Here is a 15,255-nt window from a genome sequence, read left to right as displayed (position 1 = left end):
TCGTCGCGAGGAGCATCGGATCGCAACCGATCAACGATCCGTGGAGTTCCTCGATGAAGTGTTTCCTGACCCAGGCCGCGGCGGTCCTGTTGTCCGCGGTGCTGTGGCGCTACGGCACCGGCCTACATCCGTTGCCCGGCTTGGTATTTCTCGCGCCATTGCCGGTGCTGCTGCTCGCTGCGCGAGTATCGGTCGTCGCGGCGTTTCTCGCGGGTGCCCTGTCATGGCTGGGTGGCGGACTGCAGCTGTGGCCCTACTTCACCGAGACCTTGGAGCAGCCGGTTTCGGTCACGGTGCTGCTCCTGGTTGCCACCGCCGGTGTATCCGGCGCAGTGGTGGTCATCATGCGTGCGTTGCTGCTACGCGGCCGTCCTGGCCTCGCCCTGCTTGCGCTGCCCGCGGGCTGGGTGAGCTTCGAGTTCCTGCTCGCGCTCACCGGGCCGTTCGGTGCGTGGTGGAGCATCGCCTACACCCAGGCCGACGTGCTGCCGCTGGTCCAATCGGCGGCGCTGACCGGACCGTGGGGTATCACGTTCCTGATCCTGCTCGTCCCCGCGACCATCGCGGTGCTCGTCGCGCCCGCGGTGACGCACGCGCAGCGACTCCGCGCTGCCGGTGCGAGCGCCGTGGTGCTCGTCGCGGTCGCCGTATTCGGGTGCTGGCACCTGGCCGTTGCACCGGAGCGTGACCAGGTGCGAGTCGGCCTTGTCGCCCTGTCCCAGCCGCCGGACTACATCGCGGTGGACTCGCCGGACGGCCGGGACATGGTGGCGCGCGCGGTCATCGAGATCGAACGGCTCGCCGATCAAGGTGTGCGAGCGGTGGTATTCCCCGAAAAGGCTTGGTGTGCTGATGAATCGACGCTGCCGCTGCTGTCCGGCCCGCTGACGGACGTCGCCATTCGTCGCAATATCCACGTCGTCGCGGGATTGATCCTCACCACCGATGGCACCAGTGTCAACGCCGCGATCGACTATCCGTCCGGTGTCGTCTACGTCAAGCATTACCTGATCCGCGGACTGGAGGACGAGCTGCGACCGGGCACCCAGTGGCAGCGCGTGCCTGGCGAACCCTGGGCACTGGCAGTGTGTTTCGACCTGGATCGACCATCCCTTGTCCGTGAGAACCGGCGGCGAGGCGCCACCTTGCTGCTGGTGCCTGCGCTCGACTTCACCGACGACCGCTGGCTGCACAGTCGGATGGCGGTGATCCGCGGCATCGAATCTGGCGTCGGCATCGCACGGGCGCCGCAACTCGGTGCATTGGTCGCCAGCGATTCGCGCGGTCACGTTCTCGCGTCAGCGGAAACGGATGTCGCGATCACGCGCTCGGTGGCGGCGTCGATTCCACTGGACTCCGGCTCCACGATCTACGTGCGGTTCGGCGACTGGTTCGGGTGGTTGTCGGTGCTGGCGTTCGCGATCGCGGTAGCCCGCGCGTGGTGGCCCCGGCCCGGGCGGTCCGGTGGTCGGGCTCGATTGCCATCAGGTGTCCGCGCAGCTGAGAGCCGATTCATGTCAGAGTGACGACGCTCACAATTGACGTTGTTTGCGCAGGTCGCAACGGCCATGTCGGCGGGTGGTCACGGCGGGGTCGGGTTTGCCCTCCGGGAAACGCGGGTATCGGTTGGTTTCGTGCTGAAACTCTGAAGTTCGGAGTGGGCTGTCACGAAATGATGTCCGCTGGGATGGCGGGAGAGGAGGCGTACATGACCGATCGCGCAACGGAGGCGGTACCGTTACGGCGTTCCGTCGCCGCCTCTGCCATGGGCAATGCCACCGAATGGTTCGACTACGGTGTGTACGCCGCGACGGCCACCTACCTCACCGACGCGTTCTTCCCCGGCGACCTCGGCACGCTGGGAACCATGCTCGGATTCGCCGTGTCGTTCGTGCTGCGTCCGCTGGGCGGCATGGTCTGGGGCCCGCTCGGTGACCGGCTCGGCCGAAAAGCGGTGCTGGCCACCACCATTCTGTTGATGGCTGCCGCGACCGGCGCCATCGGCCTGCTGCCGACGCACGCACAGGTCGGTTGGTTTGCGCCGGTCCTGCTCGTCGCGCTGCGCGTCGTGCAGGGCTTCTCCACCGGCGGCGAATACGGCGGCGCGGCAACGTATCTGGCCGAAACGTGCACCGACAAGAGGCGGGGCTTCTTCGGTAGCTTCCTGGAGTTCGGCACCCTCGGCGGGTTCGTCGGCGGCTCCGCGGTGGTGCTGGCCTGTCAGCTCGTCCTCGGCTCGGATGCGATGCACGACTGGGGCTGGCGCGTGCCGTTCCTGCTCGCGGTGCCGCTCGGCCTGATCGGCTGGTATCTGCGCTCGCACCTGGACGAATCCCCGGTGTTCACCGAGGTCGCCGAGCAGTCGCACCCCAAGGGCGGCCTGCGTGAGTTGGTGACCACCTATCGGCGCGAGGTGCTCACCCTGGCGGGACTCGTCGTCGCCCTCAACGTGGTGAATTACACGCTGCTGACCTACCAGCCCACCTATCTGCAGCACACCATCGGCATGGGGGAGTCGGCCACTACGGCGATGATGCTGATCGGTCAGCTCGTGATGATGGCGGTGTTGCCGTTCTTCGGCCGATTGTCCGACAGCGTCGGCCGTCGCCCGATGTGGCTGTTCTCGTTGGTCGGTCTCGCCGTGTTCGCCCTCCCGATGTACTGGCTCATGGGACAGGGAACCGGTTGGGCCATCGCGGGATTCATTGTTCTCGGCCTGCTGTACGTGCCGCAGCTCTCGACCATCAGCTCGACCTTCCCCGCGATCTTCCCCACCCACGTCCGCTACGCGGGATTCGCCTTGGGCTACAACGTCTCCACCGCGGTATTCGGCGGCACTGCCCCGCTGGTCAATGAAGCTGCCATAGAGGCCACCGGCTGGTCGCTGTTCCCCGCGGCATACATGGTCGGCGCCTCGCTGATCGGCCTGTTGGCCTGGACATACCTGCGCGAAACCGCAGGAACCTCGTTGCGTGGCACCGAAGTCCCCGATGCCGACAGCGGCGAACTACCCATCGTCGCTACAGCCGCGACCGCAACCTGACAAGCACACGGCCTCCCGCCTCGACCACCACTCGAGGCAATCTCAGGTGAATAATCCGCAGGCACCAGGAACGGGACATGGCGCAGTGGCTTCTCGGCCGATGCCTCCGCCATGTCCCGTTCGTGGTGATGATCGGGTTTTGATGGCGGGGTGATCGAGTGGTGCGGGTTGTTTGGTAGGACGGGGGGATGAAGGTTGGTGTTTCGATACCGCAGCATGGCGTGCATGCGCATGAGGGCTATCGGGTGGCGGAGTTCGCGGCGGAGATGGAGAGAGCCGGGGCGGACAGTCTGTGGGTCGGTGAGCGGCTGATCGCGGCGACGAATCCGAAGGTCGGCTATGGCGGAGGTCCCACGGTTCCGGGCGAGTTCAATTCGGTGCTCGATCCGTTCCTGCTGCTCGGCATGGCGGCCACGACGACCGAGCGGGTGCGGTTGGGCACCAATGTGCTGATCGCGCCGCTGCATCGCCCTGCGCTGCTTGCTCGTTCGCTGACCACGATCGACGTGGCGAGCAGGGGCAGGCTGGTGGCCGGTTTCGGAATCGGGTGGTCACCGGAGGAGTACGACGCCGCCGGTGTGCCGTTCACCAAGCGTGGAATTCGGCTCGAGGAGACCCTCGACGCGCTCGAGGCGATCTGGACCACCGATCCCGCGAGCTACACCGGCAGCCTGGTCTCGGTGCCGGAACATCGCGCCGAACTGAAGCCGGTGCAGCGTCCACGGCCGCCGATTCATCTCGCAGGCTTCACTCCGGCCAGTCTGGAGCGTGTCGGTCGCCGCGCCGACGGCTGGTTGCCGGTCGTGCCGGTACCGGGCCCACCGGAGTGGGGGTCTCGACTGCGTGAGCTGCGCACCGTCGTCGACACGGCTGCGGAGCAGGCCGATCGTGATCCGGCCACCATCGAGACGATCCTCCGGGTCAATGTTCGAGCGGGTACGTCGACCGAGCAGATCGCCGAGACGATCCGCCGCGTCGCCGATGACACTGCGTTCGATGATTTCTTCGTCGATCTGATGTATGTCACCGATTCCTTCGACAGCACCATGGAAACGGCGATCCGCCTGTTCGACCTGTTGCGCTGAGTCGATCTGTTTGCACTGGCACCAGCGAGGCCCCGGCCGGTGCGCGGCCGGGGCCTCGGTGGCGCCGCTCATGGCTTCCAGTCTGTGCTGCGCAGCCAGCTGGGGAGATCCATCAGGCCGGGGTGGTCCTTACGCAGCGCCGCCACATCGATCGGCGCATCGGGCCGCTCGTTGAAGTAGGTGAACATCTTCGCCACCTGCTCGTCTAAGGCACGGACCTGTTCGATCGGCACCTGGTGACTGCGGGCGGGGAGTCCGGCTGCGCGGCCGAAGGTTTCGGCGATCTGCGGCGGCGTGAGCCGGTCGCCCGCCAGTGGCACGGTGCGACCGCGGTAGTCCGCAGGCCGGTCGAAGGCGATGGCGGCGAAGGCGCCGATATCCTGCACCGAGATCAGCGACACCGGAATATCTTCTCGAACAGCGAGATTCAACAGCAGCTCCCCGTTCCCGTCGACGATCGGCCGATCGAAAGCGCCGGACTGGCCGACCCGGTGCGGGAATATCCACCCGCAGAAGAGCTTTCGCGGCTACAGCGGTTGGTGGATGCAATGATGCCGAATGTCTCGGTGATCCACGACGGCTGCTTCGATTTCGTCGTCTGGAACGAAGCTTTCGCACGGGTGCGCACCGATCCGGGAGTGCTGCGGCCCGAGCGCCGCAACCTGCTGTGGTGGATGTTCACCGTCGAGCGCAATCGTGCCATGATGCGCCGCTGGGAGCCCGCCGCTCGCGCCGTCCTCAGCCAATTCCGCGCCATCGTCGGCAGCCGTCCCGACGATCAGCGCCTCGAGCTGTTTCAGCTGCGTCTGGTCGAGAATCCCGATCTGCTACTGGTGGCGCAACTTCCGGCCACCGAGCAAGATCACCGCCGCATCATGGGCCAGCTCGCCGGACACCGCTCACAGGCGTGGTCGCGCGCCACGGAGCCGAATGCCGCTGAAGCCGACGGAACTCGTAGTCACGGCGTCCCAGAACGGCCATAGGTTGGTGAGGACGCGGAGCTGGATGCCTGCCGCTTCGTGCAGGGCGATCAGGTCGTGGACCGGTTCGGGCGGTCCGAGCGGATCGACGGGAACGGTAGCGACCCAGGCATGTGGCTGCGCGCCGCCGATGGGCCGAAAGAACTCGGCAGGTAGGCGATACGCGTATAGCGCCGTGTTCGGCAGTGCATCCAGCCACGAATATTCGATGGCATGCACGCGGGTGCCGCCGCCGGCACCGAGGATTCGGTCACGGTCGAGGTCGGTGGTTGCCGGCGTCGTCCACGCCATGGCCCGCGGACAGTTGCGTGGAAACCAGTAGCTCGGCGCGTTGGGCGCGTCGACTGCCCAGACATACGCCTCGGGTTGCGGTGTCGCCGTGCTGCGCGGAACGAATCGTCGGATCGTCGGATCCTCGGAGAAGTGCAGTACCTGACCAGGTTCGGGGTACACGCGCCTACTCGTCCTCCGGCCGATCGATGTCATCCTCCGCGGGCCAGTCCGGCTCGATGATCAGCCGGCCGGTGCGCAGCACCTCGGCGTACTGCTCGGCGACGAGATCTGCCGGGTAGCTCGGCCAGTAGGAGACGGCGCCGGTCGACTTGTCGATGACGCTGACCGAGCCGCCGATGGCGGGTGGCAGCGGGGGCGTGTGCGGGTCGGTCCCGGGTGGCGGCGGGAAGATCGCGACAACGGTGTAGCAACAGTCGAATTCGGTGAGCAGGTTCGTGATGCCCCGCTCGGCATCGTCATCGCCGGACAGATAGTGATCGGCGATGCGCTCGGCCTCGGTGGGATCCACCGGCGTGCTGGCCTCGGTGGAGTAGGCGTGGATGTCCATGTTCGTCTGACGCGTCCGGGCGGCCAATGGTTCCCGCATCGGCTGGATTCGGAACAATGTGCGGCTCAATGAGACTGGACCAGCGGTATTGTCATCGCCGCCGGAAAATCTTCGCGTCCGCGGACCGGATTGCCCCGAGTTCCACCGAATGCGCACAGCGGTGCGGCCGGTATTCTGCACGAGCATCGGTTCCGCTGGACCGGGAGGTACAACGATGTGGATTCCGGTCACCGGATTCGTTGCCTGGCCGGTGATCGGTTACGTCACCGCTGTTCTGGTGGGTCGGCTGTTGTTCGTCCGGGAAACGATCATCGATCGGCTGATGAATCGCACGTTCCTGTGGAGCCTCGCTGGGCTGCTGCTGTACCGCTGCACCATAACGCCCCAGATCGCCAGTCTGGCGAATCAGCTGGCGCTCGGCTGCGTTCTCCTCGCGATGACGAACCTGCACGGTATCGGCACGTTCGCCGATACTGGCGGCGATCCGAGCACCGTATGGCGGCGCCAACGCTTCTACAGTGGCGTCGCGGTTGCCGCCGCCGTCGTGATACTGCTGGCCGGGACCTCCGCACGCCATGACGGCCGATTGCTGGACCTGCGCATGGACGGGGAGGGCATTGCCGTCGGATACGCGTTCGGGATTCCGCTGACGATCAACACTTTCGTGTTCTTCCGGGCAGGCATCCGCGAGCTTCGGCGCGGCGATCTGTCCGCGCGGGAGACCGTCATCGGTTACGCCTTGGGTGTCGGAGTCATATACATGTGGCTCACCGAGGCGGTCTCGATCGCCCAAGCGAGCACCGGATGGCCTGCCCTGGGTCCGCAAATGCCGCGGATCGAGGCGGCAGTCACCCTGTGCGTCGCGTATTACGCCACGTTGACCGCCGTCCCGCTGGTCATTCTGCTGATCGCGAGGTCGGGCCTGGATCCTGCCGCGCGAGCCTGCCGTCGGCTGCAACCATTGTGGCGCGATCTCACCGCGGCCGTGCCGGAGATCGTGCTGTCCTCGGCTATGGATACGTCGAGGAATGCCGATGCTCGCCTGCTCCGCATGACCGTCGAGATACGCGATGCCCTGATGCACCTCGGGCCGCATCTCGCCGCCGCGAACTTCGCGCGCACCTGCGAGTCCGGATCGGAGTCGGAGCCGATCCAGTACGCCCACCGTCTTGCACATGCGGTGCACGCCAGGCGAAGTGGGCTCACGGCGGAGCATTCGCGAAATGCACGACGGCCACTACTGACCGCCCAAGACTTCGACACCGAGCTACGGCACTTGCTCGACCTGGCTCGCGTCTGGCCCGTGGCTCGCGCGGCGGAGCGGACCGGCGTGCAGACGCGGGTCGGAACGTAAATGCCCGGCCGTCCCTGCATCCCCCTCCGAATGCAGGCCCGACCGGGCTGAGATAAACAATGCCTCGGAGGGCTTGACATGCGCTTAAAGGAGCCTTAAAGGTCGCCGTCAGCGGCGGGGAGTGTTGAGCTGGGTGAGGAACTCGGCGTTGGTCGGGGCCTTGCGTAAGCCTTCCAGCAGCAGATCAATCGCCTGCTGGCCGTCTACCGCGGTGAGGGTCCTGCGCAGCAGATGGGTGGCCGTCAATTCCGTTGGGGTGAGCAGCAATTCGTCCTTGCGGGTGCTGGACTGGGCGATATCGATGGCGGGAAAGACACTGCGGCCTGCGGTGGCGCGGTCCAGTTTCAGTTCGGCGTTGCCGGTGCCCTTGTATTCCTCGAAGATCACCGTGTCGGCCAGCGATCCGGTTTCCACCAGTGCGGTGGCAATGATGGTGAGCGAGCCGCCGTGCTCGATATTGCGGGCCGCACCGAGGAATCGTTTCGGCGGAGCGAGTGCGGCGGCGTCGACGCCGCCGGAGAGTACGCGGCCCGAGGACGGGGCCGCGTTGTTGTAGGCGCGGGCGAGGCGGGTCAGCGAGTCGAGCAGGACGACCACGTCACGGCCCATCTCGACCAGCCGTTTGGCTCGTTCGATGGCGAGTTCGGCGAGCGCGATGTGCTCGCGGGGCGCGCGGTCGAAGGTGGCGGCGGCGACCTCGGCGGGCACCGACCTGGTCAGGTCGGTGACCTCCTCGGGACGCTCGCCGACCAGCACCAGCATCAGTTCGCACTCCGGATGGTTCTTCGCGATGCCGTGCGCGATGGCTTGCAGCACAGAGGTTTTGCCCGCCTTCGGCGGTGCGACGACGAGTGCGCGTTGACCCTTGCCGATGGGCATGACGAGGTCGGTGACCCTGGTTGTCATGGCATGCGGTTCGGTCTCGAGGCGCAGACGCTGATTTGGATAGATCGGGACCAGATCGGCGAAGTCCGGCCGAGATTGTGCGCGGCGCGGGTCCTGCCCGTTGACCGTCTCGATCAGGTGCAGGGGGTCGAGTTTGTCACCGCGCGTGCCGGGCTGAGCGGTGCCGATGATGAAATCGCCACGGCGCAAACCGTATTCGCGGATCAGTCGGGGCGGGACGTGGATATCGCGTGGTCCGGACAGGTAGCCGTCCACACGCAGGGCGGCGTTGCGGTCCTCGACGATGTCGAGGATGCCGCGCACGGGGCGTCGTTGCTGCTGTCCGGGCTCGCTCACCGCGATCCCGTCGGGTGTAAAAGTGTTGTTGTTCATGGTGTTTCTTTCTGAATGGTGTGTGTGGGGGTACGGCGAACAGCCGTAACAGGCAGCGGTCGAATGCACGCTGCGAGGAAGATCGCTTGCTTCCGAGGGAAACGATTTCGAGGCGGCCGAATGGGCCGATACAGAAAAGGAATCTCAAAATGTCTCGGTGGGAGGTACTCCTACATCCACTGCAGAGACACCGGCGATAGTACACGCTCGAACGTCTGTGCGCAATTGATCGAGGTCACAGCCTGGCTACGGAAGGCGGCCGCGGTGGTCGGCTCGGGCACGGATTCACAACTTTCGCCGAATGCTGAGAACGGCTCGACGGCGTGTTGCGCTTTACTCTGTGACCGGAGCTGGAAGGAGATGCGCGATGACCGACCTCAAACCGTTCTACCAGCAAGTTCAGGCGCACTACGACGTGTCCGACGAGTTCTACCAGCTGTTTCTCGACCCATCGATGACCTACAGCTGTGCGTATTTCGAGCGCGACGACCTGACGCTCGAGCAGGCCCAGCTCGCCAAGATCGACCTCGCGCTCGGCAAGCTGGGCCTGGAACCCGGCATGACGCTGCTCGACGTCGGATGTGGCTGGGGCGCAACGATGTTTCGTGCGGCACAGCAGTACGGCGCGAAGGTCGTCGGGCTCACGCTGAGCCGCAACCAGTTCGAGCATGTCCGATCGGAGATCGACCGGCGGGGCCTCGCGGACGTGGAGATTCGGCTGCAGGGCTGGGAGGAATTCGAGGGCAACGCCGACCGGATCGTCAGCATCGGCGCGTTCGAACATTTCCGCCGCGAGCGGTATCCGGCGTTCTTCGAGGTGTGCCATCGAATGCTGCCGCCCGACGGCCGGATGCTGCTGCACACCATCATCGGGCACACCCTTGCCGACCTGCGGCGCATGAAGATTCCGGTGACGCGGGAGGATGCGCTGTTCCAGATCTTCGTCAAGCGACACATCTTCCCCGGCGGGCAGTTGCCGCAGGCCCCCGAGGTGACCCGGTTCGCAGGCCGGGCCGGGCTCGGCACCGAGCGGATCGATGCGCTACGGCTGCACTATGCGCGCACCCTCGACCTGTGGGCGCAAGCGCTACGACACCGGCACGACGATGCGGTGCGGATCGCGTCGGAGGAGGTCTACGAGCGGTATATGAAGTACCTCACCGGGTGTGCGGTGTGCTTCCGTAAGGGGAATATCGACGTCATGCAGTTCACGCTGGTGAAGTAGGCCGCGGGCATCGGCCCGCGGCACCGATCACAGAACCGCTTGGGTCTGCGTCACCTTCGCGACGAGTTTGTCTGCGGCATCGTGGATTTCGGTCTCGACCACGATGAACGAACGCCCCGCGTGCAGCGGCCGTGCGGAGGCGATCGCATGACCGGATCGCACGGCCCGCAGGAAGTTCGTCTTCGACTCGACGGTCGTCGTCCCCTGCTTGCCCTCGGGCAGATTGAGGAATGCGCACACCGCGGCGGTCGAGTCCGCCAGCGACATCAGCACACCGCCGTGCAGCACACCGCCCAGCGTGCACAGCGACTCGTCCCATGCGATCCGACTGCGCACCAGCCCCGGCCCGTGCTCGAGCACTTCGACCCCCAGCCGTTCGGTGAACGGCATGGACTGATGGAAAAGCTTGGTGCCCGTCTCATCGATCATGGTTCTCAGCTTGCCCGACGGGTCCGTCTTGCGTCGATTACCCCTGAGGTAATGACGAGCACGAGCAGGGCGGTCGCACCGCCGAGCAGCATCACCGTCGACGGCGTGGTGCGGTCCACTATCACACCGCCGACCAGCGCGCCGAGGGAGAATGTCGCCTGGAAAGAAGCGGTGAACAGCACCGAGGACACTTCCGCTGTGCTGTGCACCGCGGTGGCGAACCACGTCTGCAAAGCCACCGGCACCGCGCCGTACCCGATACCCCAGAGGATCAGCAGTAGCGCCGCACCAATTTCCCATCGCCCCAGCAGCGGCAGCGGCAGCGTCGCGCAGGCCATCAGCGTCGCCGCACCGCCGAGCGTGGTGCGTGGGCGGCGGGCGACCAGCGCGCCGCCGAGGAAGTTGCCGAGGATACCCGCGACGCCGTAGATCAGCAGCAGCATCGTGATGGTGGCCGCACCGACACCGGTGACCTGTTCCAGAAACGGCGTCACGTAGGTGTAGGTGCCGAACTGCGCCAGTACCACGAAAAATGTTGCCAGCAGGGTGGATCGAATGCCGCTGCCACGGAGCCCGGCCCGCAATGTCGACAGGCGAACGGCCTGGACGGCAGGCAGTGGTGGCAAGGCGATCAGCAGCAACAACAGCACTCCGGCCGACAGGATCGCCAGCACCACGAATGCCGCGCGCCAGCCGGCGAGGCTGCCGACGAGGGTGCCCGCGGGCACGCCGAGCACTGAACCCAGCGGAACCGATGAGAAGATCACCGCCGTTGCGCGGGCAGCCGACTCCGGTGGCACCAGCCGTCCGGCGAGCCCGGCCGCGATCGACCAGTACCCGCCGATCGTGATGCCGATCAGCACCCGGGAGACCAGCACGAGCCAGAAGTCGGGCGCGATCGCGGCGACGGCATTGGACAGCACCAGCAGCAGCGTGCAGGCGCACAGCAGCAGCTTGCGGTCGATGCGCGCCGCCGCCACCGTGATCAGGGGCGCGGCCACGGCGGCGAGCAGGCCGGGCATGGTCATCATCAGCCCGGCCATGCCGTCGGAGATGGTGAAGTCGGTGCCGATCGAGGTCAGCAATCCGATCGGCAGGATCTCGGTCGTGACGATCGAGAAGATGCCGAGCATGACAGCGAAGACCGCGAGCCAACGCAGCAACGGCGATCGGATTGTCGTGGCGCGGGGTTCGGGGGAGACCAGAACGGTGGACATGCGATCCAGTTCAGCGATCGCGGCCGACGATTTCCGGCGGGATTACGACATCACCGTGCCTTGCAGGTCAGGCGTGTGTGACACCAACGCCGATGCCCGGCGGGTGAGGGGAAGTGGGCGTCACCCGCCGGGCATCGGCGTATCGGAGTAGTTCAGCCGATTCGAGCGACCACTGAACTCGGCAGACGTGGCAGCACCAGATCGATCAGGCGCCACGGCCATCCCGGCACGCAGGCCCGGGTCCTTTCTCGCTCGATCGCGCTCACCATCGCCGCAACGCCCTTGTCCAGTGGCGCCACCATCCGTGCATCGCCCGCTTTGGCGGCCATGTCGGTGGCGATGAAACCGGGCAGCAGGGTCGTCACGGCGATCGGTGATTTCGCCAGGTCCACCACGAGCGCCTCGCCGAGCGCCGCCAGTCCGGCCTTGCTCGCCGAGTAGGCGGCCTTCTTTCCCGGGAGCCCGCGCACCGCGCTCATCGAAGACACCAGCACAAGGTGCCCGGTGTTCTGCGCGCGGAAGATTTCGAGCGCCGCCTCGGTCTGGGCGAGCGCGCTGACGAAATTCGTTGTCGCGGTGGCGAGATTGGCGTCGGCGCGCCCGCTGCCGATCACCGCGCCCTTGCCTATGCCCGCATTCACGATCACCCGGTCGAGGCCGCCGAGTTCATCGCGCAGCTCGCCGAACACCCGCGGCACTGCGGCATGATCATCGACATCCAGCGCGCGGACCGCGACTGTAATCCCTGGATGTGCCGCGACGAGCTCGTCGCGCAACGATTCCAGCGCGTCGACTCGCCGCGCGCACAGTGCCAGGTTGCGTCCCTTGGCCGCGAAGTCCCGCGCCATCGCCGCGCCGAGCCCGGCGCTCGCGCCGGTGATCAGAATCTTGCTCCTCGTCATGGATGCCGACCCTAGCCAGGCGAGTCGACAGGCCATCGATCGGTCGCGCCGGTTCAGCCGCCGAACGAACCGGTCCGTGCCTGCTGGGGCAGCATGCGCCATGGGCCGCAGCTCACGGTCTTGAAGGCGACGTCGGTAGCTTTGATCTCGGCGCGCACCGGCGTGAGCCGGGTGAAGTCGTTGTTGATGATGTAGTGCTGGTCGGTGTTGTCGCCCTCCACCTTGCGCAACCGCCGCCAATCGCAGCCGTTGGCCTGGTCCGGGGTGCCGGGGGCCTCCCAGATGCCGGGAAGAATGTCGACGCCGACCAGGTAGAGGCCGTCCCCGGGCATGGTGGTGGCTGGAGCGGCGGCGGCCGTGCCCGAGCCCAGCAGTGTCACCGCAGAGGCCATGGCTCCCGCGATCATGAGCGTGCTTGCACGCATGGCGATTTCTCCTCGAATCGTGCTCTCGCCGCCCGTGAGCAGCTGACCTGCGGGGATCCCCGAATCTCCCGGGCAAGATCTACCAGAGTCGGTGATGGATTTCGGCTGAATCGGAGATTTCCATCACGGCGACAACCACTCTGCACATCACCCGGTGACGGGCGGAATTGCGCGGAATCCACATGCGACGGGCGTTGTCACTCGGCGTCGTCGCCGCGATATCTGTTGTATGAGAAGTATTCGCCCGGTCACCGGCATCGCGGACCGGCGCCCCGTCTGTGGGGACCGTTGTGCGCGGCTGTGTACGAATGACGGCATTGCCACGATATTGACCGCGGATCGAGCGCTGCTGCACTGGCGGGCGATGCGCGGACTCGGCGACTCCGGCCTTGCCGAACAGGCCGTTCAGGAGACGCTGCTGCGGGCGTGGCGTTCATGTGCCCAGTTCGACGCGGGTAAAGGCACTGTTCGCACCTGGTTGCTCGCGATCCAGCGCAACGTGATGATCGATATCGGCCGTGCCCGCGCGGCCCGTCCCGGCGACACCGGATGGGACGAGGTCGCGGAGCTCAGCGATATCCGCTACGCCGACCCAGACTTCTCCGAGGGCATTGTCGATGGGCTGCTGGTTGCGCAATTGCTCTCGCGGCTGCCCGAGTCGCAGCGTGAGGCGGTGGTGGAGGTGATCCTGCGCGACCGGGCGTATCAGGACGTGGCCGACGACATCGGCGTACCGGTCGGCACGGTCAAGACTCGGGTGCACTATGCCTTGCGTTCGCTACGGCGGTTGCCGATCGTTGCCTGAGCGGGTGCTGTGCGAGTTCTCGCGGTCGCGTCACGGCCTGGTTGCGGCGGTCTGATCAGGCACGATTGCCATCTGTGATGGTCACATTTCGGTAACGGAGCTTGCTTTGCTGGCGCTGGCGTTGCAAGAGTAAACCACTGGGTTTGGTGTTACTAGTGGGAAGGGAGGGGCGCTCCATTCCGGAGCGCCGACCGAACATGAAGCCAAGCATCATCAAGGCCGGTTTCTGCAGCGCCGTCACAGCGGCGGTGGCAGTGACGCTCTCCGGGCTGGTCCCGGTCACCGCACACGCCGATCCGGTGTCACCGGAAATGGCCAACAAGCTCGCAGGCAAGACGGTATTCCTCGACCCGGGCCATCAGGGGCCGAATCACTCGGAAGACTTGGCGCGGCAGGTGGACAACGGCCGCGGCAGCACCAAGGATTGCCAGACCACCGGCATGACCACGGTGAACGGCATACCTGAGCACACCATCAACTGGAACGTGGCGCAGCTGGTGAAAACCTCGCTGGAGAGTCTCGGCGCGCGGGTGGTGCTCAGCCGTCAGGACGACACCGGCTGGGGCGGCTGTGTCGACGAACGGGCAAAGGCCGCCAATCAATCCGGCGCCGATGTCGCGGTGAGCATCCACGCCGACAGCGCCCCCGCGCAGTTCCGTGGCTTCCACGTAATCATTCCGGAGTTGCCGATTCCCGACGCGAAGGCGGATCAAGTCCAGGCGGGCCCGGGTCTGGCAGCCTCGAAGTCGGTGCGCGACGCGTACTTGAAGGAGGGTTTCCCCTCCGCCGCCTACGCGGGTGTGCAGGACGGTCTGCAGACCCGCGCGGACGTGGCCGGTCCCGCGCTGACCACGGTGCCCGATGTGTTCGTCGAGATGGGCAACGGCGGCAATACCGAAGATGCTGCGCTGCTGGAGAGTTCGGACGGGCAGCTGAAGCACGCCATCACCATCACCACCGGATTGGTCGGCTATCTGCTCGGTGCGCCGTCGCCGGTGGGGCAGACGGGCTCGGCCGTCGATCGTCCGGCCGCGGTGCTCTCGCCGAGCACGCCGCACGTGCAATCCGCGCCGAAGGTCGAAGCGGTGCCGCAGTCCGCGCCGGAAGCTCAGGCCGCACCGCAGGCTCAGGCCGCACCGCAGGCTCAAGCTGCACCGCAGGCTCAAGCTGCACCGCAGGCTCAGGCCGCACCGCAGGCTCAAGCTGCACCGCAGGCTCAAGCTGCACCGCAGGCTCAGGCCGCACCGCAGGCTCAGGCCGCACCGCAGGCTCAAGCTGCACCGCAGGCTCAGGCCGCACCGCAGGCTCAGGCCGCACCGCAGGCTCAAGCTGCACCGCAGGCTCAGGCCAACCCAAGGGTACGGAAGATACGGCCCGCACTTGTGCCGAACGCACCACAGGCCGTTCCTGGTTCGCCGCAGTCGCAGACATCGCCGCAGTCACCGACCGCGCCACAAGCACAGGGCACCGCGCCCGGCAAGACAGCGCCAGGTGCCACCACCTCGATGAGCGGGCTCGTCGGCACGGTCATGCAGATGCTGCTTCCGCTGGCCAGGTCGCTCGGTATGGACAACACGGTGGTCACCTCGGAGCTGATCAACCTGGCCTACACCCTGGCCAGCGCGCTGCTCGGCCCGTCCAAATAGTCCGCATACCGCAGCCGAACGCCAC

15 protein-coding genes and 1 pseudogene are annotated in these 15,255 nt (G+C 66.3%); 8 read left to right on the top strand and 8 right to left on the bottom strand.

Going from position 1 to position 15,255, the window contains the following annotated elements:
• The first annotated feature begins 53 nt into the window (after window positions 1-53).
• The 3 genes from ACLMAL_RS17860 (at window position 54) to ACLMAL_RS17850 (ending at window position 4,128) form a co-directional block, all read left to right on the top strand.
• Complete coding sequence (locus ACLMAL_RS17860) at window positions 54-1,526, top strand: hypothetical protein (protein WP_412000085.1); 1,473 nt, start codon at window positions 54-56, stop codon at window positions 1,524-1,526.
• A gap of 182 nt (window positions 1,527-1,708) precedes the next feature.
• On the top strand, window positions 1,709-3,043 hold the full coding sequence (locus ACLMAL_RS17855; protein ID WP_412000084.1) for an MFS transporter: 1,335 nt from the start codon (window positions 1,709-1,711) through the stop codon (window positions 3,041-3,043).
• 188 nt (window positions 3,044-3,231) lie between these two features.
• Window positions 3,232-4,128: a TIGR03619 family F420-dependent LLM class oxidoreductase gene (locus tag ACLMAL_RS17850; protein ID WP_412000083.1), complete on the top strand. Its 897-nt coding sequence runs from the start codon at window positions 3,232-3,234 to the stop codon at window positions 4,126-4,128.
• Between the two features lie 68 nt (window positions 4,129-4,196).
• Here ACLMAL_RS17850 and ACLMAL_RS17845 read toward each other — a convergent pair whose 3' ends face one another.
• Window positions 4,197-4,559: an NmrA family NAD(P)-binding protein gene (locus ACLMAL_RS17845; protein WP_412000082.1), complete on the bottom strand. Its 363-nt coding sequence runs from the start codon at window positions 4,557-4,559 to the stop codon at window positions 4,197-4,199.
• Window positions 4,560-4,619: 60 nt separating this feature from the next.
• On the opposite strand from ACLMAL_RS17845, the gene ACLMAL_RS17840 reads away from it, so the two are divergent.
• Window positions 4,620-5,111, top strand: a complete 492-nt coding sequence (locus ACLMAL_RS17840; protein ID WP_412000081.1) for a hypothetical protein — start codon at window positions 4,620-4,622, stop codon at window positions 5,109-5,111.
• Here the strand turns inward: ACLMAL_RS17840 and ACLMAL_RS17835 are convergent.
• Together ACLMAL_RS17835 and ACLMAL_RS17830 are read right to left on the bottom strand one after the other, a co-directional pair.
• Window positions 5,028-5,561, bottom strand: a complete 534-nt coding sequence (locus ACLMAL_RS17835) for a DUF6886 family protein (RefSeq protein ID WP_412000080.1) — start codon at window positions 5,559-5,561, stop codon at window positions 5,028-5,030. The two genes, ACLMAL_RS17840 and ACLMAL_RS17835, sit on opposite strands and share 84 nt — an antisense overlap.
• Window positions 5,562-5,565: 4 nt before the next feature.
• On the bottom strand, window positions 5,566-5,988 hold the full coding sequence (locus ACLMAL_RS17830) for a hypothetical protein (protein WP_412000079.1): 423 nt from the start codon (window positions 5,986-5,988) through the stop codon (window positions 5,566-5,568).
• Between the two features lie 175 nt (window positions 5,989-6,163).
• Here ACLMAL_RS17830 and ACLMAL_RS17825 point away from each other — a divergent pair, with 175 nt between their 5' ends.
• Window positions 6,164-7,303 carry an MAB_1171c family putative transporter gene (locus tag ACLMAL_RS17825; protein ID WP_412000078.1) on the top strand — a complete coding sequence of 380 codons (1,140 nt, stop codon included), beginning with the start codon at window positions 6,164-6,166 and terminating at the stop codon, window positions 7,301-7,303.
• Between the two features lie 108 nt (window positions 7,304-7,411).
• Here the strand turns inward: ACLMAL_RS17825 and ACLMAL_RS17820 are convergent.
• Window positions 7,412-8,518: pseudogene (locus ACLMAL_RS17820) on the bottom strand (transcription termination factor Rho, short form); the annotation flags it as partial.
• Between the two features lie 430 nt (window positions 8,519-8,948).
• Here ACLMAL_RS17820 and ACLMAL_RS17815 point away from each other — a divergent pair.
• Window positions 8,949-9,806 (top strand): cyclopropane mycolic acid synthase family methyltransferase, encoded by an 858-nt coding sequence (locus ACLMAL_RS17815; protein WP_412000077.1) that lies wholly within the window; start codon window positions 8,949-8,951, stop codon window positions 9,804-9,806.
• A gap of 27 nt (window positions 9,807-9,833) precedes the next feature.
• On the opposite strand, the gene ACLMAL_RS17810 is transcribed toward ACLMAL_RS17815, so the two are convergent.
• The 4 genes from ACLMAL_RS17810 to ACLMAL_RS17795 all read right to left on the bottom strand — a co-directional run bounded on the left by ACLMAL_RS17810 (window position 9,834) and on the right by ACLMAL_RS17795 (window position 12,779).
• Window positions 9,834-10,235, bottom strand: coding sequence for a PaaI family thioesterase (locus ACLMAL_RS17810; RefSeq protein WP_328404537.1), 402 nt, complete (start codon window positions 10,233-10,235; stop codon window positions 9,834-9,836).
• Between the two features lie 5 nt (window positions 10,236-10,240).
• Window positions 10,241-11,452 carry an MFS transporter gene (locus ACLMAL_RS17805; protein WP_412000076.1) on the bottom strand — a complete coding sequence of 404 codons (1,212 nt, stop codon included), beginning with the start codon at window positions 11,450-11,452 and terminating at the stop codon, window positions 10,241-10,243.
• 152 nt (window positions 11,453-11,604) lie between these two features.
• On the bottom strand, window positions 11,605-12,354 hold the full coding sequence (locus ACLMAL_RS17800; RefSeq protein WP_412000075.1) for an SDR family oxidoreductase: 750 nt from the start codon (window positions 12,352-12,354) through the stop codon (window positions 11,605-11,607).
• A gap of 53 nt (window positions 12,355-12,407) precedes the next feature.
• Window positions 12,408-12,779, bottom strand: a complete 372-nt coding sequence (locus ACLMAL_RS17795) for a hypothetical protein (RefSeq protein WP_412000074.1) — start codon at window positions 12,777-12,779, stop codon at window positions 12,408-12,410.
• A 328-nt stretch (window positions 12,780-13,107) separates the two neighbouring features.
• Between ACLMAL_RS17795 and ACLMAL_RS17790 the strand changes: the two genes are divergently transcribed.
• Together ACLMAL_RS17790 and ACLMAL_RS17785 are read left to right on the top strand one after the other, a co-directional pair.
• The gene (locus ACLMAL_RS17790; protein ID WP_328404529.1) at window positions 13,108-13,584 is read left to right on the top strand and encodes a sigma-70 family RNA polymerase sigma factor; all 477 of its coding nucleotides are present in this window, start codon (window positions 13,108-13,110) and stop codon (window positions 13,582-13,584) included.
• Window positions 13,585-13,781: 197 nt separating this feature from the next.
• Window positions 13,782-15,230 carry an N-acetylmuramoyl-L-alanine amidase gene (locus ACLMAL_RS17785; RefSeq protein WP_412000073.1) on the top strand — a complete coding sequence of 483 codons (1,449 nt, stop codon included), beginning with the start codon at window positions 13,782-13,784 and terminating at the stop codon, window positions 15,228-15,230.
• Window positions 15,231-15,255 lie beyond the last annotated feature (25 nt).

Source organism: Nocardia sp. CWNU-33, assembly GCF_046764895.1.
In the GTDB taxonomy this organism is placed as follows: Bacteria; Actinomycetota; Actinomycetes; order Mycobacteriales; family Mycobacteriaceae; genus Nocardia.
Note: the sequence above shows the minus strand (reverse complement) of the source record. Positions and strands in the feature narration are given on the sequence as shown.

Excerpts from the sequence above, each read along its gene's own strand:
- ACLMAL_RS17860 (WP_412000085.1), top strand. The coding sequence starts at position 54 with ATGAAGTGTTTCCTGACCCAGGCCGCGGCGGTCCTGTTGTCCGCGGTG.
- ACLMAL_RS17855 (WP_412000084.1), top strand. The coding sequence starts at position 1,709 with ATGACCGATCGCGCAACGGAGGCGGTACCGTTACGGCGTTCCGTCGCC.
- ACLMAL_RS17850 (WP_412000083.1), top strand. The coding sequence starts at position 3,232 with ATGAAGGTTGGTGTTTCGATACCGCAGCATGGCGTGCATGCGCATGAG.
- ACLMAL_RS17830 (WP_412000079.1), bottom strand. The coding sequence starts at position 5,988 with ATGCGGGAACCATTGGCCGCCCGGACGCGTCAGACGAACATGGACATC.
- ACLMAL_RS17825 (WP_412000078.1), top strand. The coding sequence starts at position 6,164 with ATGTGGATTCCGGTCACCGGATTCGTTGCCTGGCCGGTGATCGGTTAC.
- ACLMAL_RS17815 (WP_412000077.1), top strand. The coding sequence starts at position 8,949 with ATGACCGACCTCAAACCGTTCTACCAGCAAGTTCAGGCGCACTACGAC.
- ACLMAL_RS17810 (WP_328404537.1), bottom strand. The coding sequence starts at position 10,235 with ATGATCGATGAGACGGGCACCAAGCTTTTCCATCAGTCCATGCCGTTC.
- ACLMAL_RS17805 (WP_412000076.1), bottom strand. The coding sequence starts at position 11,452 with ATGTCCACCGTTCTGGTCTCCCCCGAACCCCGCGCCACGACAATCCGA.
- ACLMAL_RS17800 (WP_412000075.1), bottom strand. The coding sequence starts at position 12,354 with ATGACGAGGAGCAAGATTCTGATCACCGGCGCGAGCGCCGGGCTCGGC.
- ACLMAL_RS17795 (WP_412000074.1), bottom strand. The coding sequence starts at position 12,779 with ATGCGTGCAAGCACGCTCATGATCGCGGGAGCCATGGCCTCTGCGGTG.
- ACLMAL_RS17785 (WP_412000073.1), top strand. The coding sequence starts at position 13,782 with ATGAAGCCAAGCATCATCAAGGCCGGTTTCTGCAGCGCCGTCACAGCG.